This is a genomic window from Pseudomonas sp. Pseusp15 (assembly GCF_059492165.1).
In genome coordinates this window covers 5,026,871-5,049,129 of record NZ_CP168523.1, presented here as the reverse complement: position 1 = coordinate 5,049,129, position 22,259 = coordinate 5,026,871, and the positions used below count along the sequence as shown (strand labels likewise).

Annotated in this window: 27 protein-coding genes, 1 tRNA gene and 2 pseudogenes; 17 read left to right on the top strand and 13 right to left on the bottom strand. The window is 57.8% G+C overall.

All coding sequences use genetic code 11. The annotated features are described in order from the left end of the window. Positions 1–73: 73 nt before the first annotated feature. The 10 genes from aguB (at position 74) to ACEN8R_RS22745 (ending at position 7,795) form a co-directional block, all read left to right on the top strand. Positions 74–952: an N-carbamoylputrescine amidase gene (gene aguB / locus ACEN8R_RS22790; protein WP_019581765.1), complete on the top strand. Its 879-nt coding sequence runs from the start codon at positions 74–76 to the stop codon at positions 950–952. A 4-nt stretch (positions 953–956) separates the two neighbouring features. After that, complete coding sequence (aguA, locus tag ACEN8R_RS22785) at positions 957–2,063, top strand: agmatine deiminase (RefSeq protein WP_064615866.1); 1,107 nt, start codon at positions 957–959, stop codon at positions 2,061–2,063. A 246-nt stretch (positions 2,064–2,309) separates the two neighbouring features. Continuing rightward, on the top strand, positions 2,310–2,522 hold the full coding sequence (locus ACEN8R_RS22780) for a hypothetical protein (protein WP_018929289.1): 213 nt from the start codon (positions 2,310–2,312) through the stop codon (positions 2,520–2,522). 217 nt (positions 2,523–2,739) lie between these two features. Then, entirely contained in the window at positions 2,740–3,411 is a 672-nt protein-coding gene (locus ACEN8R_RS22775) for a DsbA family protein (protein ID WP_258612959.1), read from the top strand. A 17-nt stretch (positions 3,412–3,428) separates the two neighbouring features. Then, positions 3,429–3,824, top strand: a complete 396-nt coding sequence (locus ACEN8R_RS22770; RefSeq protein WP_258612960.1) for a nuclear transport factor 2 family protein — start codon at positions 3,429–3,431, stop codon at positions 3,822–3,824. A gap of 237 nt (positions 3,825–4,061) precedes the next feature. Next, positions 4,062–5,348 carry an OprD family porin gene (locus ACEN8R_RS22765; RefSeq protein ID WP_018929286.1) on the top strand — a complete coding sequence of 429 codons (1,287 nt, stop codon included), beginning with the start codon at positions 4,062–4,064 and terminating at the stop codon, positions 5,346–5,348. A 231-nt stretch (positions 5,349–5,579) separates the two neighbouring features. After that, positions 5,580–6,326, top strand: coding sequence for a 2OG-Fe dioxygenase family protein (locus ACEN8R_RS22760; protein WP_018929285.1), 747 nt, complete (start codon positions 5,580–5,582; stop codon positions 6,324–6,326). Between the two features lie 46 nt (positions 6,327–6,372). Continuing rightward, entirely contained in the window at positions 6,373–6,786 is a 414-nt protein-coding gene (locus ACEN8R_RS22755) for a GNAT family N-acetyltransferase (RefSeq protein ID WP_173861173.1), read from the top strand. Further along, a complete protein-coding gene (locus tag ACEN8R_RS22750) occupies positions 6,783–7,499 on the top strand; it encodes an AzlC family ABC transporter permease (RefSeq protein ID WP_018929283.1) in 717 nt (238 codons plus the stop codon). The genes ACEN8R_RS22755 and ACEN8R_RS22750 overlap by 4 nt, the downstream gene beginning before the upstream one ends. Beyond that, positions 7,478–7,795, top strand: coding sequence for an AzlD domain-containing protein (locus ACEN8R_RS22745; protein WP_026300722.1), 318 nt, complete (start codon positions 7,478–7,480; stop codon positions 7,793–7,795). Before ACEN8R_RS22750 ends, ACEN8R_RS22745 begins: the two co-directional genes overlap by 22 nt. Here ACEN8R_RS22745 and ACEN8R_RS22740 read toward each other — a convergent pair. The 3 genes and pseudogenes from ACEN8R_RS22740 to ACEN8R_RS22730 form a co-directional block, all read right to left on the bottom strand. Further along, complete coding sequence (locus ACEN8R_RS22740; RefSeq protein WP_026286658.1) at positions 7,712–8,638, bottom strand: LysR family transcriptional regulator; 927 nt, start codon at positions 8,636–8,638, stop codon at positions 7,712–7,714. The genes ACEN8R_RS22745 and ACEN8R_RS22740 overlap by 84 nt on opposite strands. A 191-nt stretch (positions 8,639–8,829) precedes the next feature. After that, positions 8,830–9,012: a hypothetical protein gene (locus ACEN8R_RS22735; RefSeq protein WP_155944817.1), complete on the bottom strand. Its 183-nt coding sequence runs from the start codon at positions 9,010–9,012 to the stop codon at positions 8,830–8,832. Between the two features lie 279 nt (positions 9,013–9,291). After that, a pseudogene (locus tag ACEN8R_RS22730) lies at positions 9,292–9,543 on the bottom strand (ATP-binding protein); the annotation flags it as partial. 195 nt (positions 9,544–9,738) lie between these two features. Here ACEN8R_RS22730 and ACEN8R_RS22725 point away from each other — a divergent pair. From ACEN8R_RS22725 to ACEN8R_RS22700, 6 genes are all read left to right on the top strand, one after another. Then, positions 9,739–9,960, top strand: a complete 222-nt coding sequence (locus tag ACEN8R_RS22725) for a tautomerase family protein (RefSeq protein WP_007939483.1) — start codon at positions 9,739–9,741, stop codon at positions 9,958–9,960. Then, positions 9,957–10,613 (top strand): DsbA family oxidoreductase, encoded by a 657-nt coding sequence (locus tag ACEN8R_RS22720; protein WP_018929279.1) that lies wholly within the window; start codon positions 9,957–9,959, stop codon positions 10,611–10,613. Before ACEN8R_RS22725 ends, ACEN8R_RS22720 begins: the two co-directional genes overlap by 4 nt. 43 nt (positions 10,614–10,656) lie before the next feature. Continuing rightward, a complete protein-coding gene (locus ACEN8R_RS22715) occupies positions 10,657–11,367 on the top strand; it encodes an SDR family NAD(P)-dependent oxidoreductase (protein ID WP_064615873.1) in 711 nt (236 codons plus the stop codon). 314 nt (positions 11,368–11,681) lie between these two features. Next, on the top strand, positions 11,682–12,080 hold the full coding sequence (locus ACEN8R_RS22710; RefSeq protein ID WP_007939479.1) for a carboxymuconolactone decarboxylase family protein: 399 nt from the start codon (positions 11,682–11,684) through the stop codon (positions 12,078–12,080). Continuing rightward, the gene (locus ACEN8R_RS22705) at positions 12,046–12,402 is read left to right on the top strand and encodes a hypothetical protein (RefSeq protein ID WP_231380648.1); all 357 of its coding nucleotides are present in this window, start codon (positions 12,046–12,048) and stop codon (positions 12,400–12,402) included. Before ACEN8R_RS22710 ends, ACEN8R_RS22705 begins: the two co-directional genes overlap by 35 nt. A gap of 183 nt (positions 12,403–12,585) precedes the next feature. Next, the gene (locus ACEN8R_RS22700) at positions 12,586–13,335 is read left to right on the top strand and encodes a hydroxypyruvate isomerase family protein (RefSeq protein ID WP_138866639.1); all 750 of its coding nucleotides are present in this window, start codon (positions 12,586–12,588) and stop codon (positions 13,333–13,335) included. Positions 13,336–13,474: 139 nt separating this feature from the next. Here ACEN8R_RS22700 and ACEN8R_RS22695 read toward each other — a convergent pair. The 7 genes and pseudogenes from ACEN8R_RS22695 to ACEN8R_RS22665 form a co-directional block, all read right to left on the bottom strand. After that, positions 13,475–13,550 (bottom strand) — tRNA-Thr (locus ACEN8R_RS22695). Between the two features lie 78 nt (positions 13,551–13,628). Next, positions 13,629–13,793, bottom strand: a pseudogene (locus ACEN8R_RS22690) (FkbM family methyltransferase); the annotation flags it as partial. Between the two features lie 337 nt (positions 13,794–14,130). Next, positions 14,131–15,360 (bottom strand): methyltransferase, encoded by a 1,230-nt coding sequence (locus ACEN8R_RS22685; RefSeq protein ID WP_495624371.1) that lies wholly within the window; start codon positions 15,358–15,360, stop codon positions 14,131–14,133. Continuing rightward, positions 15,341–16,030: an ABC transporter permease gene (locus ACEN8R_RS22680; RefSeq protein ID WP_007897471.1), complete on the bottom strand. Its 690-nt coding sequence runs from the start codon at positions 16,028–16,030 to the stop codon at positions 15,341–15,343. Before ACEN8R_RS22680 ends, ACEN8R_RS22685 begins: the two co-directional genes overlap by 20 nt. Next, positions 16,027–16,722, bottom strand: coding sequence for an ABC transporter permease (locus tag ACEN8R_RS22675; protein ID WP_495624370.1), 696 nt, complete (start codon positions 16,720–16,722; stop codon positions 16,027–16,029). The genes ACEN8R_RS22680 and ACEN8R_RS22675 overlap by 4 nt, the downstream gene beginning before the upstream one ends. A 78-nt stretch (positions 16,723–16,800) precedes the next feature. Further along, a complete protein-coding gene (locus ACEN8R_RS22670) occupies positions 16,801–17,547 on the bottom strand; it encodes an ABC transporter substrate-binding protein (RefSeq protein ID WP_018929227.1) in 747 nt (248 codons plus the stop codon). Between the two features lie 13 nt (positions 17,548–17,560). Next, positions 17,561–18,334, bottom strand: a complete 774-nt coding sequence (locus ACEN8R_RS22665; RefSeq protein WP_018929226.1) for an ABC transporter ATP-binding protein — start codon at positions 18,332–18,334, stop codon at positions 17,561–17,563. Positions 18,335–18,887: 553 nt separating this feature from the next. Here ACEN8R_RS22665 and gabP point away from each other — a divergent pair. Beyond that, a complete protein-coding gene (gabP, locus tag ACEN8R_RS22660) occupies positions 18,888–20,279 on the top strand; it encodes a GABA permease (protein ID WP_018929225.1) in 1,392 nt (463 codons plus the stop codon). A gap of 76 nt (positions 20,280–20,355) precedes the next feature. Here the strand turns inward: gabP and ACEN8R_RS22655 are convergent, their stop codons facing one another. Genes ACEN8R_RS22655 through ACEN8R_RS22645 form a run of 3 tightly spaced genes read right to left on the bottom strand, consistent with a single transcriptional unit; the run spans position 20,356 to position 22,243 of the window. Further along, entirely contained in the window at positions 20,356–20,808 is a 453-nt protein-coding gene (locus ACEN8R_RS22655; protein WP_018929224.1) for a hypothetical protein, read from the bottom strand. 6 nt (positions 20,809–20,814) lie between these two features. Then, positions 20,815–21,231 (bottom strand): hypothetical protein, encoded by a 417-nt coding sequence (locus tag ACEN8R_RS22650; protein WP_018929223.1) that lies wholly within the window; start codon positions 21,229–21,231, stop codon positions 20,815–20,817. A 37-nt stretch (positions 21,232–21,268) separates the two neighbouring features. Next, positions 21,269–22,243 carry an alpha/beta hydrolase family protein gene (locus ACEN8R_RS22645; protein WP_477746729.1) on the bottom strand — a complete coding sequence of 325 codons (975 nt, stop codon included), beginning with the start codon at positions 22,241–22,243 and terminating at the stop codon, positions 21,269–21,271. Positions 22,244–22,259 lie beyond the last annotated feature (16 nt).

The following is a 22,259-nucleotide window of genomic DNA, read 5'->3' as shown; positions in this document are numbered from 1 at the left end:
ACGCCCGGTGATTCCCGTTCTGTCATCGGTCGATGCCACACTGACCCTCAAGCACTTGCCCAGGAGATGATTCATGAGTCGTATCGTTACCGTCGCCGCCACCCAGATGGCTTGTTCCTGGGACCTTGAAGCCAACATCGAGACCGCTGAGAAGCTGGTCCGTGAGGCAGCGGCCAAAGGTGCGCAAATCATCCTGATCCAGGAACTGTTCGAGGCTCCGTACTTCTGCCAGAAGCCGAACCCGGACTACCTGCAACTGGCCACGACGGTAGAAGACAACGTTGCCATCAAGCACTTCCAGAAAGTCGCCAAGGAACTGCAAGTGGTGCTGCCGATCAGCTTCTACGAATTGGCCGGTCGCGCGCGTTTCAACAGCATCGCGATCATCGATGCCGACGGCAGCAACCTCGGGATTTATCGTAAAAGCCACATCCCGGATGGCCCTGGCTACCACGAAAAGTACTACTTCAACCCGGGCGATACCGGTTTCAAAGTGTGGAACACCCGTTACGCGAAAATCGGCGTAGGCATCTGCTGGGATCAGTGGTTCCCTGAGTGCGCCCGCAGCATGGCGCTGCAAGGCGCGGAAATCCTGTTCTACCCGACTGCCATCGGCAGCGAGCCTCACGACAAGACCATTTCGTCCCGCGACCACTGGCAGCGCGTGCAACAGGGCCATGCCGGTGCCAACCTGATGCCGCTGATCGCCAGCAACCGCATCGGCAATGAAGAGCAGGACGGCTACGACATTACCTTCTACGGCTCGTCGTTCATCGCCAACCAGTTTGGCGAGAAGGTCCAAGAGCTGAACAAAACCGAAGAAGGCATTCTGGTTCACAGCTTCGACCTCGATGAGCTGGAGCACATTCGCAGCGCCTGGGGTTCGTTCCGCGACCGTCGTCCGAACCTGTACGGCGCGATTAAAACCCTCGACGGTTCCCTGGAGTCCTGAAGCCATGACCACGTTGAACAGCACCCCTCGCGCCGACGGCTTTTACATGCCTGCCGAGTGGGCACCCCAAACCCAGACCTGGATGGTCTGGCCCGAGCGCCCGGACAACTGGCGCCTGGGTGGCAAACCGGCGCAAGCCGCGCACGTTGCAGTGGCCAAGGCCATCGCGCGTTTCGAACCGGTGACCGTGGCGGTCTCCGCTGGCCAGTACGAAAATGCCCGCGCCCGTCTCGACGTGCCGAATATTCGTGTGGTGGAGATGTCCAGCGATGACGCCTGGGTCCGGGATACCGGCCCGACGTTCGTCATCAATGACAGCGGCGAAGTCCGTGGCGTGGATTGGGACTTTAATGCCTGGGGCGGTTTCGACGGCGGTTTGTATTCGCCGTGGAACCGTGACTCGCAGGTGGCGGGCAAGATCCTCGAAATCGAGCGCAGCCCGCGCTACCGCACCGAGGGTTTTGTGCTCGAAGGCGGCTCGATTCATGTCGATGGCGAAGGCACCCTGATCACCACCGAAGAGTGCCTGCTCAACCGCAATCGCAATCCGCACATGAGCCGTGAGCAAATCGAAGCGGTGCTCAGCGCAAACCTGGCTGTGGATAAGATCATCTGGCTGCCGGACGGCTTGTTCAACGACGAAACCGACGGCCATGTGGATAACTTCTGCTGCTATGTGCGTCCGGGTGAAGTGCTGCTGGCCTGGACCGACGACCCGCAGGACCCGAACTACCCGCGCTGCCAGGCGGCCATGAACGTGCTGCAAAACAGCACCGATGCCAAGGGGCGCTCGTTCACGGTGCACAAAATGCCGATTCCGGGGCCGCTGTATGCGACCGAAGAAGAGTGCGCCGGTGTGGACCCGGTGGACGGCACTCAGGAGCGCAATCCGACCGTGCGCCTGGCCGGCTCTTATGTGAACTTCCTGATCGTCAACGGTGGCATCATCGCGCCAAGCTTCGATGACCCACTGGACGGGCCGGCCAAAGAGATTTTGCAGAGCGTGTTTCCGCAACACGAAGTGGTCATGGTGCCTGGTCGCGAACTGTTACTTGGGGGCGGTAACATCCATTGCCTTACCCAACAACAGCCCGCTCCACACAAGGAGTGAGTGAGGACGTAACAGCTTGAGTTGATTGAAAAATCGATTGAGCAACGATTTTGGCCTCCTTATCTCGCAGAAAGCCCGCAGCCCATCAGGACTTCGGGCTTTTTTGTATCTACTTATCGACACTTCGAAAACATTGGCATAGCTCTTGTATCTTCGATGGCGCAACACGGGGAGGGAGAGAACTTCGATGTTCTGTCATAAACCTTGGATAAGTTAGCCGCTCACAAACCAGGAGAGAGCGCTGAGATGAACGCCGAAATGAACGTAGTGGGCGAGCGGGCACTGCATCCCCTGGCAGTTAACAGCGAATCGCTTCAAGTCCTGGCACAGTGGTTGAAGTCCAATGGAACGCGTCAGATCAGAGAACCTGATCCGCGCCGGATGATGATCGAGCGCTATCCCGCTGGTTTATTCAGCGAGGCGGAACTGGAAGCATTGTGGGATGTGATGGAAGGATAAGAAGAAAAACAACGGATGGATAAAAGCGCTGCCGGGAAGGCGGCGCTTTTTTATGCCCGTCGCAAAAGTGGGTGCCTGCAAGATCGGTGGGTGCCCGTTAAGGGGCATTCGACCGATTCTTGAAACAGACTGAAATCGATTCCGGCGTTTTTCCAAAACGATCTGAGTATTAGTCTGCCGGCATTGAGTTTTCCTACTTTATTGCCGGAGTCTTCCCATGACCCTTCACTACATTTACGACCCATTGTGCGGTTGGTGCTACGGCGCCAAACCCTTGGTGCAAGCTGCCCAAACCGTGTTGCCGGTGATCGGCCACGGGGGCGGCATGATGAGCGGTGCCAATCGCCAAACCGTTTCGCCACAACTACGCAATTACGTCATGCCCCACGACCGGCGCATCGCCGAGTACACCGGCCAGCCGTTTGGCGAAGCATATTTTGAGGGATTGCTGCGTGATGAGACGGCGGTGTTCGACTCCACGCCGCCGATTGCCGCCGTGCTGGCAGCCGAGCAGATCGCCGGGCGCGGACTGGAGTTGCTGGGGCGTTTGCAGACGGCTCATTACGTGGAAGGTCGACGCATCGCTGACGAGGCTGTTTTGCTTGAACTTGCCGCACAGACAGGTCTTGAGCCCGAGGCTTTCCAGCAGGCATTTAGTGCAGCTGATATCGGTCGCCATATCAAGGACAGCCGCGCACTCTTGGCCCGTGTCGGCGGTCAGGGCTTCCCGACCTTCGCGCTGGAACAGGATGGCCAGTTCACCCTGGTCGATATCGGCCCTTGGCTCGGCAAGCCGCAGGCCTTCGCCCAATGGTTGAGCCAGTCGCTTTCGGCAACAGAGTCTTCATCCGCGTTTCAAACCTGTGGCCTCGACGGCTGCGCCCATTGAACTCACCTGGAGTCACCATGGATAACCTGAGCCTGATCAAAAGCACCTACGAAGGCGTCAACTCCCAGGAGAATGCGCGCAACACCGCCGCGGCGCTGGCCGATGACGCTCGCTGGACCGAAGCCGCAGGTTTTCCGTATGCCGGGACCTACGTCGGTTTCGACGCGATCGTCGAAAATGTCTTCAAGCGCCTGGCCACTGAGTGGGAAGATTTTCGGTTCAAGGTCGAGAACTACGTCGCTCAGGGCGACAAGGTATTTGCCTACGGCAATTACAGCGGCGTCTATAAAGCTACCGGTCGTGCGATGAATGCCCGAGTCGCGCACTTGTGGACTCTGGCCGACGGAAAAGTCACCCATTTCGAACAATTCGTCGACAGCCATATCGTGCAATTGGCTATTGCTGACAAGTGATTTCTTAGACGATTTTCGCCTATTTACAGAAGATTCACGAAATTGACACATCATTAAGGGCGCAGATAGGATGCGCCCCAACGCCTGTGGCTAACCGCCACGACTGACAAAACAATAAAAGGCCCGCCGCGAATTTTCGTGGGCGGGCCTTTTTGTTTTTGCGGTGAAAAAAGAGCGCGATAGCGCCGTTTCAGCTGTTCGGCACAGAGCGTATCAACCCGTAATAAGGAAAATAACATGTTGAACAAGCGAATCAGCCTGATCGCACTGGGGATGTTGAGCGCCACACAGGCCATGGCTAACGACCAGGCCGAATCCAAGGGTTTTGTTGAAGACAGCAGCCTCAAAGTGCTGCTGCGCAACGCCTACATCAATCGTGACTATAAAGACGGCAACCCGGACAAAGCCGAATGGGGCCAAGCGGCCATCGGTACTTACTCGTCCGGTTTCACCCAAGGCACCGTCGGTGTGGGTGTGGATGCCTTCGGTCTGTACGCACTGCGTCTGGACGGCGGCAAAGGCCGCAGCGGCGCCGGTGGTATCGATTTCTTCAAGCAGGGCGACAGCGGCAACGCGGCGGATGACCTGTCCAAGTTCGGTGGCGCGGTCAAATTCCGTATCTCCAGCACTGTCCTGACCTACGGTGACCAGATGCCGGCCCTGCCGGTGCTTAACTACGACAACTCCCGCCTGCTGCCGGAAAGCTATACCGGCACCTTGATCACCTCCAAAGAGATCAAAGGCCTGGAGCTGAACGCCGGTCGCTTCACCGCCGAATCGCGCAAAAGCGCTGAAGGCCGTGACAGCGGTGGCTTGAAGTCGATCAACGTATTGGGCGGTAGCTACCAGTTCACTGAACAGTTCAAGGCAGCGCTGTACGCTTCCGACGTCGAAGACGTACTGAAGAAGCAATACGTGAACGCCAATTACGTGTTCCCGATTGCCAAGGATCAGTCCCTGACCCTGGACTTCAACGGCTATCGCACCAAGCTGGACAACTCCTACGTCCGGGAAAACGGTGTCACCGGCGACGACAACAAAATCTGGAGCCTGGCAGCGACCTTTGCCACCGGCCCGCACTCGTTCACCCTCGCCCACCAGCGCAGCACCGGCGACAGCAACCTGGGTTATGCCTACGGTGGCTATCAGCGCGGCCAGAACCGCGTCGGCGACGGCGGCAACACCATTTACCTGGCGAACTCCTACTGGTCCGACTTCAACGCCGAAGACGAACGCAGCTGGCAGCTGGGTTACGGTCTGGACTTCGGCGCCTTCGGCGTTCCGGGCCTGAGCTACAACGTGGCCTACGTGCGCGGCGACAACATCACCACTTCCACCAGCGAAGGCGGCACCGAGCGCGAGATCTTCAACCAGTTCAAGTACGTCGTGCAGAGTGGCCCGGCCAAAGACCTGAGCGTGAAGGTACGCAGCTCGATCCTGCGTGTGTCGCAGAAATCCAGCGAGTACAACGTCAGCGGCAACGAACTGCGCGTATTCGTGGATTACCCGATCAACATCTTCTGATGATCGGCTGAGTTGTTCAGACTCGATAAAAACCCTGACTGGTTCGGGGTTTTTTTTGCCTCATAACCATATGAAAACACCGAAAAAGGCTGTTTTCGATCGTAAAAAGTCGAATTGGAGCAACTTTATCCTGCGTTTCAAGCAACGCTTGATATGCCTGAAATTCTTTCTCATGGGCCGTCAATCCGGCACCTACTAGATTAGGCCGCTTAATGCAGCGGAGACCTAGTAATGATCGTGTTGAACAGAGAAGTTGGCGAATCGCTACGGCGCGACAAGTATGTCAACGTCCAGGGAGCCGACTTCAACCTCTTCGGTCATTTTTCCGACTTCGTCAGACTGACCAAAAGTTGGGAAAACATGGAGCCGGACAGTTATTACGGCCAAGCCGATGCGGGCATGCGTTTTCGTCGCTACAGCGATTTTGAATACAACCCGGTCACCCGTGACTTGAAGCAATTGGAACACCGCGCCTACGTGCAATCGAAGGCCAACAACAGCTACGTCGGTGGACTGGAGCGGCACTTCCAGGACTTCTCTAATGAGGTCATTAATTCGCCGGTGATGCGCAGCCTGATCGATACGGATTTCGAGGTGTACAAACACGTATTGCCGCCGGAACTGCACGACGCAATCTGGCAATGCCAGATTCATCAGATCCGCATCGAGATCAAGCCGGGCAAGCAACTGGAAATCACCCCGGAAGGTATTCACTGCGACGGTTATCCGTTCAGCGGTGTGCATTTCTGGGGTCGCAACAATGTGGACGGGGCGGAGAGCCGTTTGTATTCGGCCCAAGAGGAACAGCTGGCGGCAACGACCTATCTGGAAATCCTCGACACCACCTACTTCCTCGATCGCGAGATGCGTCACTACGTGACACCGGCGCGCAACACCCATGCTCACGAAATGGCCTATCGGCAGATTCTGGCCATTTCCTTCTCGCGGCCCGGGACCGCTTTCGACATTGTTCGCTGAACAGTTCGACCCCATGATGAACATCACCGAGTGTTCTGCACCGGTGATGCTGCGACGCGCGACGGCCAAGGATGCCCAACGCCTGGAGCGCTTCTTTCGGCAATTCGAAGAAGTGTCGTTCTGTGAATGGCAGGACGCCAAATGCCTGCGCGGTGTGCTGGAGCAGAAAACCACCACCGCGTTCCTCGCACTCGATGTCGGTGGCGAAGTGGTCGGCGCGGTGTTGGGCGGCATGCTTGGTAGCCGTGGCACCATCAATCACCTGGCGGTGAGCACGTTGTATCGCAGCCAGGGCGTCGGTCAGCGTCTGGTGGAAGCGGCCTCGGCGGACATGAAACGGGTGGGTGTGCTGCGGATGTTCCTGTTCGTCGACGATGCTAACCTTGCCGGCAAACGCTTTTGGAGTGCCCAGGGCTTTTGTGAGCCGCGCGGCGAAACTACCTTTGAGAGGGACCTATGAATGAGACGTCCAGCAGCCAGCCGCTGATGGTCGAGCCCCAGCCCTCGCGCACGTTTGCTGAAGCCAGCCCGGTGGTTGCGGGCTACTTCACGGTGTCGTTTGTGTTCGGTCTGATGGCCGTCAATGCCGGGATGCCCGTGTGGCTGCCGGTCGCGATGTGCCTGTTCGTCTACGCCGGTGCCTCACAGTTCGCCGCCCTGGCGTTGATCTCCAGCGGTGCGTCGCTGACCACCATTATCCTCACCACGTTTCTGATCAATGCGCGGCACATGCTGATGTCGGTCTACATGGCCAAGGCCCTGCAAGCGCTGGGGCTCAGTCGTCTGGAGCGCTGGTGTTATGCCGGTGGGCTGACCGATGAATCGTTCGCCTTCCACAGCGTCAAACTGGGCAAGGGCTCGCCGGTCAATGTGCGTTACCTGATCGGCTTCAATCTGTATTGCCACACCTCGTGGGTACTCGGCGGTTTGCTGGGGGCGATCTGCGCGCAGTACGCGGCGCACCTGATCAAATATCAGCTCGACTATGCACTGACCGCGATGATGCTCTACGTGCTGGTATCGCTCTGCAACACCCGCAACAAACTGATCGCCGCACTGGCCGCGGTCGCTTGCATGGGTGCACTGAGCCTGATTGGCAACTCACCCTTCAACGTATTCATCGCCACATTCGTGGGCTGCGGAGTGGGTGTATGCCTGACCAAACGTTCCTGATCCTGGTCGTCGCGCTGATGATGGCCGTGACATTCCTGCCACGCGCGTTGCCGCTGCAGGTGAGCACCGATCATTGGCCACCTCTGGTCGCCCGGGCGCTGGAATACCTGCCGGTGGCGATCGTGGCTGCCATCAGCCTCACACCCCTGTTGATCAAGGATCAGCATGTGCAGCTCGATCGCCCGGAATTTTATGCAGCCATTCCGACGTTGTTATGTGCGTATTTCAGCAAAAATCTCTTTCTCTCCGTTGCGGTGGGAACGGTTGCGTACATTGCGCTCGGCTCGTTCATGTAACGGCAGATCGACCACTTCATTCAAGGCCTGACCCGACAACTCGGGATTATTGATCGCCAGCCGCACTTCGAGGGAGTCCTCGAACCCCGGGAAAATGGTCAGGCCGTTACGCAGGGCCGCCTCACGGGAAACCATGCCCAGTCCGTCCATTTGCGTGATCAACGATAGGGTCAGGGTTTCACTGCAGGAATAGATCATCCGCTTGCCTGACTCGTAGTTGCCAAGGCCTGCGTCGAGAAAGCGCAAGAAGCTGTGGGAATACGGACAGTCATCGGCCGGCCGAACCTGAAATTTATTGCCAAGCAGCACCAGCGGGTCGTTTTCCTGACCGCAATGAGCACCGACCACCTGCACTTGCACATCGGGCAGGGCAATGCTGGGCAACCCCGGCTGTTGCGGCCCGATCAGCACGGCCAGGTCGAAGTCCTCATTCTTCAACTTGCTGAGGTTTTCCATCGACTCGGCGTAGCTGAATTCCAGCTGATAATCAGCAAACACCTCGATGAGGCGTCCGATCATTCGCCGGTTGAAGTCGGCCGAGAGCGTGGTGTTAAGCGCAACCTTGAGCGTGCGCTGCCCGGGCACCTTGAGCGCGGCGACTTTCTCTTCCAGCTGCCGCGTGGCGACCAACACTTTGTCCATGTAGGGCGTGAGCTCCGTGCCCTGTGTGGTCAGGGTCAGCCCCTTGTTGGAGCGACGAAACAACCGAAAACCGAACTGCTCTTCGACCTTGTTCAACTGCGCGGCCAATGCCTGCACGGTCAAAAAGGAATGCTCTGCCGCCGCCGACAACGAGCCGGTCTGCACGATGCGCATGAGGTTGCGTAAGGTTCTGCTATCCATTTGGGTAATGCCCTCTAAAGTGGGCTGGCTATTGTTGTGTACCTTGCCGCCCGGTGGGCGTGGGTCGCGTGCTGGCTATGATCCTGCACCAGAGCATGCTTGTCCCGAGTTTAGTAGCGAAATGATTCTGCGTCCGATGGCTGGAGGCTTGCACAGGATCGAGATTTTTGTTGGAGGGGAGATGATCGGGGTCAAGAAAGTGGCCCGGATGGGGGAGGTGTGGGCGTTTTTTGGCTGCTTGTTTTATCAACGAAACCTTTTCCCAAGGCAAAAAAAAGCAGCCTGATCAGGCTGCTTTCATGAAAAGGTGCTTGATATTGTGCTCCCTCAAGCAGGGGAGAAGAGGTCTCACCAGGCGTCGATTTCCAAGTCATCAACGAGGTCCCTCCGCCGACTATTGCCACTTGGAGGCAGTCGGTTTCGCGCTCTCGATTTAATTCTCTGCCCCTATAGTGGGGGTGTCAACGTGTGTGTCGGACCGTATGTCGGCGTCTTTTCAGGCTGCGGAAAAGCCCAACACCGCCGCACCGTTCAATGGCCAGTCGGCATTGAGCTACATGCTTCATCTGGATTCTAACTGGCGTCAATCAACGCTCGTTCTTCCAACCAACTCTCGTGAAAAAACTGATCCGTAATCGCATAAATCCCATGCCCAACACCGGATAAGCCGCCGACGTTGCACCGGAAAATGCTTGGTTCCGCTTTGCAGTCATTTCGCTGACTTGCGCCCTGTGCGATCCCGTTCCGATGAACAGAAAGTAGCCAGGTGTATTAGGGTGTGGGTTTATTGCATCACGAGCGGCTTTGAGTGCCAGGAGCAGTTGATTGCCGTCGTCGGAGGGAATCGCGTGCTGCACTTCGTCGATGATCAGCACCAAATCTGTTTTCGCTTGGTCGACCACCTCTTTTTATGGATACGCCATAATTATTGGCCAGCCATAATTTAGCATAAAGGTTAAGATCTGGCCTGAGTGCGGACTCATTACACCACGTCACTAATGATGTTCCCGCCCCCACCTTTATCCCCCCAAACCAACCTCTTACATTGAGCTCCACCCACCTACCCCTCATCCCGAAGGGCAGGTCACTGGAGACTCATCATGCCTTTTGTCAGCGTACGCATTACCCGCGATGGTGTTACCTCGGAGCAGAAAGCTCAGGTGATCGCCGAAATCACTGAAACCCTGGAACGCGTCCTCAACAAACGCCCGGACCTGACCCACATCGTGATCGAGGAAGTCGACACCGATAACTGGGGCTATGCCGGTATCACCACCACCCAGTACCGCAAGCAACTGGCTGAGGCGGAGGGGCAGTCATGACCACCTCCGTCACCATCGATTTCGTTTCCGATGTGGTGTGCCCGTGGTGTGCCTTGGGTGCGACGGCGTTGGAGCAAGCGATCGAAAACGTGGCGGGTGAGGTCTCGGTCGAGCTGACTTTCAAGCCTTTCGAACTGAACCCCGACATGCCGGCCGAAGGCGAGAACGCGGTTGCACACTTGATGCGCAAGTACGGGCGCAGCGCCGAGGACGTCGCCGCTGGCAAAGCGATGCAGATCGCTCGGGGTGAGGCCATCGGGTTCAAGTTCGATCTGGAGAAGCGCACCCACTTCCATAACACCTTCGATGCTCACCGATTGCTGTTGTGGGCGTTGCAGGAAGGGCGTCAGGTCGCACTCAAGAAAGCCCTGCTGCGTGCTTATTTCACCGACGGCCAGAACCCGAACGATCGCGAGACGCTGGTTCGGCTGGCGGCGCAAGTGGGATTGGATGCGGCGAGTGCGCGTGAGGTGTTGGTGTCCGGAGCGTTTGCCCAGGAAGTGCGTGAGCTTGAAGTGTTTTACCGCGAGCGCGGCATTAATTCGGTACCGGCCATGGTGCTGAACGGTCGTCACCTGGTGTCCGGTTCGCAATCGGTCGAGTACTACGAACAGATGTTGAGACAAATGGCGCAGGCGCCCGTTGAAGCCTGATTAATCACTTTTTCAAACCATTATTTATGAGTAGAGGTTCACCATGAGCAATTCGAAAAAAGTCATCGTTATTACTGGCGCCTCCCAAGGTCTCGGCGCAGGCATGGTCAAGGCTTTCCGTGATCTCGATTACAAGGTTGTCGCCACCTCGCGTTCGATCAAACCGTCCACCGACCCGGACATCCTTACCGTGGCGGGCGACATCGGCGACCCGGCGGTCGCTCAGCAAGTCATTCGTGAAGCGATCGCACGTTTTGGCCGCATCGACACCCTGGTCAACAACGCCGGGATCTTCGTCGCCAAGCCGTTCACTGCTTACACCCCTGAAGACTATGCCGCGGTGCTGTCGGTGAACCTGAATGGTTTCTTCTACATCACCCAACTTGCGATCACCGAGATGGAGAAGCAGGGCAAAGGCCACGTCGTCAACATCACCACCAGCCTGGTGGACCACGCCATTGACGGTGTGCCATCGGTACTGGCGTCGTTGACCAAAGGTGGCTTGAACGCGGCGACCAAATCCCTGGCCATCGAGTACGCCAAGCGCGGGATTCGAGTGAATGCGGTTAGCCCCGGCATCATCAAAACGCCGATGCACGGAGAGGAAACCCATGAAGCGCTGGGGAGTTTGCATCCGGTTGGGCACATGGGCGAGATCAGCGATATTGCTCAGGCTGTTGTGTATCTGGACAGCGCCAACTTTGTCACCGGGGAAATCCTGCATGTTGATGGCGGGCAGAGTGCGGGTCACTAAGACCTGTTTTCTAAACATCAGAAACAACAAAGCCCTCGCGTTTTTGCGAGGGCTTTGTTTTGTATGGTGCACGCTTTACCAGCACGTGCATCATCCGAAGATCGTCTCTTAGCCAACCCGCCAAGTCTGATAACTCCAGGTACTGAGCGGTACGTCATTGCGCCCGAAAAGTCTAAATCCATCCTGTTGTTTCTACGATGGTTAAGAGTTCATTTGCTGAAGTCGTGCTGCAGCCGGCTCTGGCATGGCCGCCAGGGAACTAAACTAGTTATATCTCTATAGAAGATGTCTCTACAGAGGTAAGGAGGTGTCAAATGGCCATTCGTGATACCTATCAGGAAATTGAACAGACCCTGGGTCTGGTACCGGAGTGGATCAAGCAGATGCCGGAAGGCGGAGCGATCGGATTCTGGGGCGTGGCCCGGGATTTTTGGCTGGCAGATACCAAGATTCCTAATAAGTACAAGGAGTTGATAGGTCTGGCGGTGTCCGGGGCGACTCGTTGCAAGTATTGCGCCCTGTTCCATACCGAAGCCGCGCGCTTGTTTGGCGCGAGCGACGAGGAAATTTCCGAAGCCAGCTTTATGGGCTCGCTGACCATGATGGGCAGCACCTTTATTAACGCCCAGCAGATCGACTACGAGCAGTTCCGGCAGGAAACGCTGAGTATCGTCCGGTATGTCAAAGATCACTCGCAACCCAAAGCCGCATAAGCCGTTGCGAGAACCTGCCCTTCGCCAGCTGACGAAGGATAAGTTGATTGCAATCACCAGCGGTGGTCCCAGGACCACCGCTCGGTGGCAAGCGGCTGTGCTGCGAGCCATCAGCGAACTCATGCAATCCAGCGATACCGCCCGCGAAGAAAACCAGGACCTGCGCATCCCCTTTGCCAAAGCACTCCATGACCTCTATGCGGGACAGAAGTCCGACGCCGAGTTAACGGAAATGGTGTTGCTGATGCTGGAAGTGGAAACCGCCCCTTTTATTGGCAAAGAGCCCCAGCCAGGGGCGGTATCTGGGGACAATGACCTCTGAGAAGTGGAAAAGGGGCAACTTTATGTTCCCAAATTGAAACCATCGTTTATCCCATGGTTTTGAGCAAAAAAGTCCCGCACGATTTGAGCTTGCTGACAACGTCAACCTATAGTGCTGTGCTGGAGCTACGAAGGATGCTTCAGGCTGATGATTTCGTTTCTTCCCAGGATGGATATTTACCCAATGCTCAAGTTCAATGCTCATCTCGGCTTCCAATTCAATGAATTGCCTTTTCTGCAACGCATCGAAGCAGCCGCCGCAGCTGGTTTTCGGGCGGTGGAGTTCCCATCACCCTATGAGTTCGACGCGAGTCTCTTGGCCGACCATCTGGCTCAATACAGTCTGCCATTGATTCAATTCGCTGCACCGGCTGGCGTTACCAAAGGCATCGCTGCCTTGCAGGGCAAGGAGGAAGAGTTTCGCAACGGATTGCTCCGGGCCGCCAGCTATGCAAAGGCGCTGGCATGTTCGGATGTCCATATTATGTCTGGTGTTACGACGCAGGATGACGCAGGGCGTGTCTTCGGGAGCAACCTGGAGTATGCCGTCAAGTACTTCGAGGATCAGGGTTTGCGGCCTCTTATCGAAGTAATTTGTGCGCAGGAGATGCCGGGCTATTACATGGCTGACTTCAGCAAGGCGCAACAAGTGCTGGAAACCTTCCCGAGTGTCGGGCTGATCCTCGATCTTTACCATGCCCAGCTTCTGACTGGAGACGCAGCAGATGTTCTGGCTCGGTTTTACGACAGAACAGTTCATGTGCAAATTGCCGACTGCCCGGGTCGTCACGAGCCGGGAACGGGGAGCATCGACTTTGCAGCCTTGTTCGCAGCGCTGGAGCAGCGTGGCTACACAGGATGGATCGGGTGTGAATACCGGCCTTCCGGTTCTACCGTGGCGAGCCTTGACTGGATCAGGCAGTTAAGTGCTTAGCGCTGAAGTGAAATTGTGATGGGGCGGTGTGCAGGTAGATTTGGCGCAGGGGAGGGTTAAGACGGTATCTACAAGGGCCGCCTCTCTAGATGCCAGAAACAACAAAGCCCTCGTATTTCTACGAGGGCTTCGTTTTGTATGGTGCCGGCACCAGGAATCGAACCCGGGACCTACTGATTACAAGTCAGTTGCTCTACCATCTGAGCTATACCGGCGTGTCAGGGCGACGATTATAGCGATTGGGTTGGTTCTGTAAACCCCTGAATTCAGACTATTTTTGCGCAGGCTTTCGGTCAGGCGCGATGCAGTACTTTCTTGAGTTTCTGCAGGGGGCGCCAGGCTCGGCTGTTTTGCATCGCCCGCAGTTGCGCTTCGGCGTGTTCAGCGCGTTGCAGGGCGGCGGGGAGGTGGTTTTCGGTGTTGGTGACGGGGTGGCTGAATTGATGGCCTCTGCAGAACGTCACGGTCGAAGATTTTTCTTGTTCATGGCCGCACTGTCGGCACCCTCGTATGCGTGTATAGCAAGGGGCATTGCCAGGCGCAATTTTCCGCCCGTGATGTCCGGAATTCGGCGGTTATGTCGTTTTGATTTAATGCTTATGCACAACGGGCTGGCGGAATCTGCTTGATCATTGCGCTTTTGTGGACTCGTTCTCATTTGTCCGCAAATGCCTGTTTTACGGGTTTTTTATTTTTGTGAACAAAAAATGACCAGTAGTGTTTTAGGCGTAAAACAGCGTGGATATTGGATCCACGATAATTCCATCAACAGAGTTATCCACAGGTTGCGACTGTTTAAGGGCGCTCTGCCAGAAGCAGGAAATTGCGCGGTGTGAGTGGGGATTCGCAGAAGGTGCCGAGACGAACGACATAACCCTGCTCAATGAGGAAAAGTGCCCGATCGAGTACCAGCCACAGCTCCAGAGGCCGTCGGAAAAGGCCTCGCAGCAGCTCCAGGTTGCGCACTTCGGCCAGTCGCTGCCAACCGGCGGCTTCCAGTTCGGTCCAATCTGGCGTGCCGACTGTGGATAAGTCTTTGAGTGCGGCCAGATCGCGGCAGTAATCGGAGAAGGGTTTGTCCAGCCAGGCGCTGGGCAGGGAAGGGGTGGGCAGGTATTCGTCGACACCGCGAAGTTGCCGTTGCAGCAGGTCGAACCCCAGGCGCCGGGCCATGGAGGTGTCGCGCTGGCGTCGGACGCGAGCGCCGGCGGTGACGGTTTCGCTCATCGGCAGCGCAAGATCATCGAGGGAAAGGTGTAGGTTGGAGCGCTCGGCCGCACAGGAAAGTGGCCGATAGGTGTTCAGACTGATCCGGTTGTAGCAGCACGGTGCGATGGCCAGTTGTTTGCAACCGGCGGCACTGGCGAGCTGGATCAGTCGCACATGCAGATCCCCGCAGGCGTGCAGCGCTACGGGTGTGTGATCGGCATTCAATAAGGGTGCTGCGCCAGGCGCGAGTACATCCTGTTCTACATGCAGCGCATGCATTTGATGGCGCTGGCTGAGTGCCTCGCCGCTGGCGACCAACGCCGGGTCGTATTCCAGGCAGGTCAGTTGTTGACCGGTTTGCAGCAGGCGTCGCCCCAAATGGCCCTTGCCCGAACACCAGTCCAGCCAATGCGTCGGTGCACGGGCAAACTGCAAGCAGCCGGCGAACGCTTCAATCTGCTGCCACTTGCGCCCCGGCACATCCACATTCAACCGATGGCCCGCCGCTTCGAGTGCACGAGCCGGCAATTCGCCCACCGCACTCAGCTCAAGAGACATCGCCGCCAATGAAGCAAACGGCTCCGGCGCATCGAGCCCGCCAGGCTGGTTATGACTGTTTTCCGCATCTTCCAGCGACCGTCCGCGTAGCCACAACGCCAGTTCCGGGTAGGACGCTTCCCAGGGTAGTTGCAGATGGGTAAACGGTCGGGGCTTCCACAGCGCCTGATGCTCGATCAGAAAAGCATCCAGCGCAGCGAAGCGGGCGAGCAGGGTCTCGCCCGTCAGCACGCAGGCATCAACGCCCTTGGCAGGCATCGACGCGCAACCAGCGCTCCAGCAGCTTGAAGCCGCGCACCAGCACGTAAGCCATCAGCAGATAGAACATGCCTGCGGCGAAGAAGATCTCCACCGGCAGGTAGGTGCGAGCAATGATGGTGCGGGCCATGCCGGTCAGTTCCAGCAGGGTCACGGTACTGGCCAGGGCACTGGCCTTGAGCATCAGGATCACTTCGTTGCTGTACGCCGGCAGGCCGATACGCGCAGCGCGTGGCAGCATGATGTAGAACAACGCCTTGGCCCGGGACATGCCCAGCGCCCGCGCCGCTTCGATCTCGCCCGGTGGAATCGCCTGGATCGCGCCACGCAGGATCTCGGCGATGTAGGCCGCGGTGTGCAAGGTCATGGTCGCGGTGGCGCACCAGAACGGATCGCGCAGGTACGGCCACATCGAGCTGTTACGCACCGCATCGAACTGCGCCAGGCCGTAGTAGACCAGGAACAGCTGAACCAGCAACGGCGTGCCACGGAAAAAGAAGATGTAGCCGTAGGGGAATGCCCGCACATACCAGAGTCGCGATGAGCGAGCGATGCCCAGCGGAATTGCCAGCAGCAACCCGGCAATCACGGCGATGGCCACCAGTTCCAGGGTCAGCGTCGCGCCCTGCGCCAGTTTTGGCAGCCACTTGATGATGACTTCCCAATTCATTGGGTGCTCCTCGCAAAGCCGCGAGCGGCGCGTCGTTCCATTAAGTGCATGCCGGTCATGGCCAGAATGGTCAGGCTCAGGTACATGAAGGCAGCCACCATATAGAAGGTGAACGGTTGCTTGGATACGGTCACGCCGATTTGCGCGTGACGCATGATTTCTTCAAGGCCGATGACCGATACCAGCGCAGTGTCTTTCATCAGAATCATGAACAGATTGCCCAGGCCCGGCAGGGCGATGCGCCACATCTGCGGCATGATCAACTTGGTGAAGATGCGGAATTTCGACAGACCCAGGGCCACACCAGCTTCACGGTGACCTTTGGGAATCGCCAGAATCGCCCCGCGAAACACTTCCGTGGCATAGGCGCCGAAACACAGCCCCAGCGCAATCACGCCGGCGGCAAAGGCGTTGAGTTCGAGCTCGGGGTTGCCGAAGAACTCACCCAGCGCACGCATCAGGTTGACTGTGCCGAAGTAGATCAACAGCACCCAAAGCAATTCCGGGATGCCGCGAACCAGCGTTGAATAAGTGCCGCCAAGCCATTGCAGCGGCTTGTACGGGGAAGTCTTGGCCAAGGCGCCGAGCAGACCGAGCACCAGCCCCAGGCACAAGGCCGAGAGTGCCAGTTTCACAGTCATCAGTGCGCCAGCGGCGAGCGCCGGGCCGAATCCGTAGAGGTCGATAATCATGGATTTCTTTTCAAATCGCGGCAGGCAATGCCAAGGACTGGCGCCGTCAGCGAACGGCGCCGGTCAGGCAGGTCAGAATCAATAGATGCTGAACGGGAAGTACTTGTCGTTGATCTTCTTGTAGGTGCCGTCAGCGACGATTTCTTTCAGCGCAGCGTTCAGCTTCTCGCGGATCGGGTCGTTCTTGCGAACGGCGATACCGATCTTGTCGCTTTCTTCAACCGGGTCACCCTTGAATTCGTAAGGACGGCCGGCGTCGCTTTTCAGCCATTCATAGTTGACGTACTTGTCGGCCAGGATGCCGTCCAGACGACCGGAAGTCAGGTCCAGGTAGGCGTTTTCCTGGGTGTCGTAGAGTTTGACTTCGACGCCTTCCATGTTGTCTTCCAGCCAGGTGCCGGCCAGGGTCGCGCGTTGGGCGCCGATCACCTTGCCTTGCAGCGAAGCCTTGTCGGTCTTGAAGTCGACGTCTTTTTTGGCAATGAACTGCAGTTTGTTGGAGTAGTACGGTGCGGTGAAGTCCACCGCTTGCTTGCGCTCATCGGTGATCGACATCGAGGAGATCAGGAAGTCGAATTTCTTGGCGTTCAGGGCCGGGATGATGCCGTCCCAATCGGAGGTGACCACGGTGCACTCGACTTTCATCTTGGCGCACAAGGCGTCGCCGATGTCTTTGTCGAAGCCGACGACATTGCCACTGGCATCTTTATTGTTGAACGGCGGGTAGGCCGCTTCGATGCCCATCTTCAAGGTCTCGGCGGCGGCACCGGCGCTGAAGGCCAGGGTGACGGCCGCAGCCAGGAAGATCTTTTTGTAGTTCTGCATGCGGGTAGCTCCGTTAGCGGTTGCTGGACATGAATTGTTTGCAGCGCGCCGAAAGCGGGTTTTCGAATACCTGCTGCGGCGATCCTTGTTCTTCTACCAAGCCTTGGTGGAGGAACACCACTTCGCTGGAAACCTGACGGGCGAAGCCCATTTCATGGGTCACGAGCAGCATGGTGCGGCCTTCTTCGGCCAGCGCGCGGATGACATTAAGTACTTCCTGGACCATTTCCGGGTCAAGGGCGGAGGTGGGTTCGTCGAACAGGATCACCTTGGGTTGCATCGCCAAAGTGCGGGCGATGGCTGCACGTTGCTGCTGGCCGCCGGAGAGTTGTGCGGGGTAGGCGTGGCGCTTGTCAGCGATGCCGACCTTGGCCAGCAGGGCTTCGGCGACTTCGATGGCCTCGGCCTTGCTCTGACCGAGTACGCGGCGCGGGGCCTCGATGATGTTGTCGAGCACGGTCATGTGCGGCCAGAGATTAAAGTTTTGAAATACAAAACCGATCTCGCTGCGCAGGCGATTGATCTGTTTGCCGTCGGCAGCGACCAGTTCGCCGTTCTTGGCGGACTTGAGCTTGAGTTCTTCGCCGGCCACCAGGATCTGGCCCTGGTGCGGGTTTTCCAGCAAGTTGATGCAACGCAGGAACGTGGACTTGCCGGAACCGGAGGAGCCCAGGATCGAGATCACGTCGCCGTCGCGGGCGGTCAGCGAGATGCCTTTGAGCACCTCAAGCTGTCCGTAGCGTTTGTGCAAGTTGCGGATTTCAAGCGCGGGCGTGGCCTCAGCCATGTGCGTTCCTCATAGTGTGTTGCGCTCCTGCTGTTGGTCGCCTTCCTGGCGAGGCGGCCAAGCTAGCATAGCGTTCGAATGGCAGCCAACAGCGCTCGGGACGGTAAACGGATGGCGTGTGGCAGGTTGTCGCATCGGTACAGCAGACTGTCGCGCTGCTATCAACCGAACAGCCGTTTGAACCCGATGTGGTCCGGCTGTCCCGTAAAAAAAGGCGCGATGTTGCCAGCTTTGGCGGGGTGTTGGAAGCGCTAACCGGCCAAACGTTCCTGATCTGCACTTTTATTGTGCGCGCCTGCCTTTTTGGGTGTGTTTCCGGTGCATGGATTCGTTCCTGAAGTGGGTGGCAAGGTAACGCTCTGGCTAAATGCCATTAATCTCAATGACTTGCGATAAGCGCTCCATCGGCGCACAGGCCGCGTATACCGGGGGCGTGAAACATTTTGGCGCAATTATTGCGTGCAGAATAAGGAACACTCTGTTGGATTCTTTTTACGAGAAGGGATTTTCAGGCAGGGTGGACTGAATCGATTTCCAGGCAAAGGTAGTTTCAATGAGCAGTACGCAAAGCTCCAATGGCCTCGAACAGGGGCTCAAACCGCGTCATGTGACCATGCTGTCGATCGCCGGGGTTATCGGTGCCGGCCTGTTCGTCGGCTCCGGCCACGCCATCGCCGCTGCAGGCCCGGCCGTGTTGTTGGCCTACGCTGCCGCCGGTGCGCTGGTGGTTCTGGTCATGCGCATGCTCGGCGAGATGGCCGTTGCATCGCCAGATACAGGCTCCTTCTCGACGTATGCCGATCGTGCGATCGGTCACTGGGCCGGTTTCACCATCGGCTGGCTCTACTGGTGGTTCTGGGTTTTGGTCATCCCGCTGGAAGCTAACGCTGCGGCGACCATTCTGCATGCCTGGTTCCCGAACGTGGCGATCTGGGCCTTCACCTTGGTCATCACGTTACTGCTGACGGTGACCAACCTGTTCAGCGTGAAGAACTATGGCGAGTTCGAGTTCTGGTTCGCCCTGGTCAAAGTCGTGGCGATCATCGGCTTTATCGGTCTGGGCATTCTGGCGATCTTCGGCCTCCTGCCCACCAGCCAGGTCAGCGGTGTGTCGCACCTGTTTGACACTCAAGGCTTCCTGCCAAACGGCATGGGCGCGGTGCTCGGCGCCATTCTGACCACCATGTTTTCCTTCATGGGCACCGAGATCGTGACCATTGCGGCCGCGGAATCGAAGAACCCTGGCCAGCAGATCTCCAAGGCCACCAACTCGGTCATCTGGCGGATTGGCTTGTTCTACCTCGTCTCCATTTTCATCGTTGTGGCCTTGGTGCCGTGGAACGACCCGATTCTGGCCAGCGTCGGTTCCTACCAGACCGTGCTGGAGCGCATGGGGATCCCGAATGCCAAGCTGATCGTTGATATCGTGGTTCTGGTCGCGGTCACCAGCTGCCTGAACTCCGCGCTCTACACCGCTTCGCGGATGATGTTCTCGCTGGGCAAACGCGGCGACGCGCCGGCCGTTTCCCAGCGCACCAATAGCAGCGGCACACCTTACTGGGCCGTGATGCTGTCGACCGCTGCGGCATTCCTTGCAGTCTTCGCCAACTACGTGGCCCCGGCTGCCGTGTTCGAATTCCTGCTGGCCAGCTCTGGCGCCATCGCGTTGCTGGTGTACCTGGTGATCGCATTTTCGCAACTGCGTATGCGCAAACAGCGCATGGCTCGTGGTGAAAAAATCGCCTTCAGCATGTGGCTGTTCCCGGGTCTGACCTACGCGGTGATCGTATTCATCATCGCCGCCCTGACCATCATGCTGTTCCAGGAAGCGCATCGCGTGGAGATCCTCGCGACTGGCTTGCTGAGCGTGTTGGTGGTGGCTGCCGGTTTGTTTGTGGCGCGTCGTCGCAAGCTGCAGAAACTGGGCGCTGTGGTGCTGAGCTGATCCGTACCGCGTAACGCAAAACGGCCGCTGTCAGTGATGACACGCGGCCGTTTTCAGTTCTGAAGAGGAGGCGTGTCTACTCGCCCTTTTCTTCCTGCGCATCCAGCGACTGACGATAATTGTCCAGCGCATCGCCAAAGTCAGTGATGAATTGCGGATCGGTCAGCCAGGCCTGGGCGGTATCGCGGTCCATGCCATCGGCCCACATGCGGTAGTCGATCAGCATGTCGGCGGCCAGGTGCGTGGCGGCCATGGCTTCGTTGTCGGCGTTTTCCATGTCCAGCAGTTCTGGATGGTCGCTGATGATCCCGGCGAGGTTCGACAGCAGGGTCAGCAGCATGTCGTTGCGGCTGGAGGCTTCGGCGTCACGCATTTTGCTGAACATCGCCAGGGTGTATTCCGGGATCGGCTCGCCGATCTCACCCAGGTCATCGTTCAGATCGGCAGGCTTTCTGCCGACCATGCGGATCTGTTTGGCTTTGGCCTTTGCGCGTTTGGCGCGTTTCTGTTGCTTATTCAGGGATGCCATGGGAACTCAGTGGGTTTTCTGTTGGGTTTGGGCCGCGATGGCGTCGGACGCCGCCACGTAATCAGCCTGGAAGGCTGGGGATTCGATCCACGCCAGGGCGCCTGCTTCGTCGGTCTCGGTGGACCATTGGCGGTATTCGATCAGCGCCGCGAGGATGAAGTCCATCGCGCCTTCTTCGCCTTCCTGTTCGTACACCAACTCCAGCAACGGGTCTTCAAGGAAGGCTGTGCACATGGCCTGCTGATTGGACTTTTCGGCGTCGATCATTTTTTTGAACAGTTCGGTCAGGTCCACCGATTCGAAGTCGATGCGATCGTCGTTCGGGTCCAGCTCGACCGGCGCGGCGGCCCGCTGGGTGCGGTTCTGCTTGGCCTTGGCTTTGGCGCGGGAGGCGCGTTTGTTCTGCTTGTTGGTGGAGGCCATGGGCGTCGTTCCGTATTTCGTTGAGAGGGTGCATCAATCAGTTGCGTGGCACTCGCCGCCCGGGTGTATCGGGGGCCAGCTCGCCGGTCTGCAGCCAGGACAATGCAATGGGCCATAGTGTGGCTTGGTATGCGCTGCGAAAAAAGGCGAAATGTCCGACTTCTTCTTCGCCGATGTCCTCAGGTGTGATTCTCAGGTGGGTATTTGTACTGCCGGTGAAGTAGCCAAGCAGGCGTTCTATGGCTGGAATCGTGCCGTAGGGATCGTCGCTGAGGCTGATGGCCAGGGTTTGTGCGCTGACGTTGGCGAAGGGCAGTCGACCGGTTCTGGCGTGGATGAGGCGACCGCTGGGGCGTTTCTCATATCGGTTGCTGGGCGTGCTCCAGTCGCGAACCACGCCGGCGGGGGTGTCTTCGAGCCAACCCAGGCGTTTGCCGGGGAAGTAGCCGCAAAGCATCGTCATCAACGGCATCACCACGTGCCACTTGGCGAACATCCGCCAGCGATGAGCGGGGGCGTAGTCGCGCCAGTAAGCGAACTGCGCGCCCACTGTCACCAAGCGTCGGATCAAATGCCCGGAGGCCCCCAGCCCCGCAGCACAGCCGCCGAAGCTGTGGCCGACGACATTGATGGGTTGTCCCGCAAATTCGCGTTGCGCTCTTTGCAGCATCGCCTCGAAATCCAGCGCGCCCCAGTCGGACCATGAGGCCTCGAGCCCTTTCAACGATGCGGGACGCGACTCGCCGATGCCTCGGTAGTCATAAGTGATCACGTCAAAGCCGTTGGCGAACAGGTAATCGGCGAAGCGCGAATAGTGTCGGCAACGGACAGAGGTGGCAGCGTTGACGATAACCACCGGGCGAGTTGGGTCTTGATGGGGGTGTCGCCAGGTGAAGCCGCCAAGGAGGAAGCCATCGGCGGCGGGCTCCCTGAAGGATTCGCCGGGTGTGCGGGTGGGCAACGGCAACTCGAGTTGCGTCGGGGCCAGTGAGGGTATGTCCTGTAAGTTCATCGGCTTTGAACCTTTG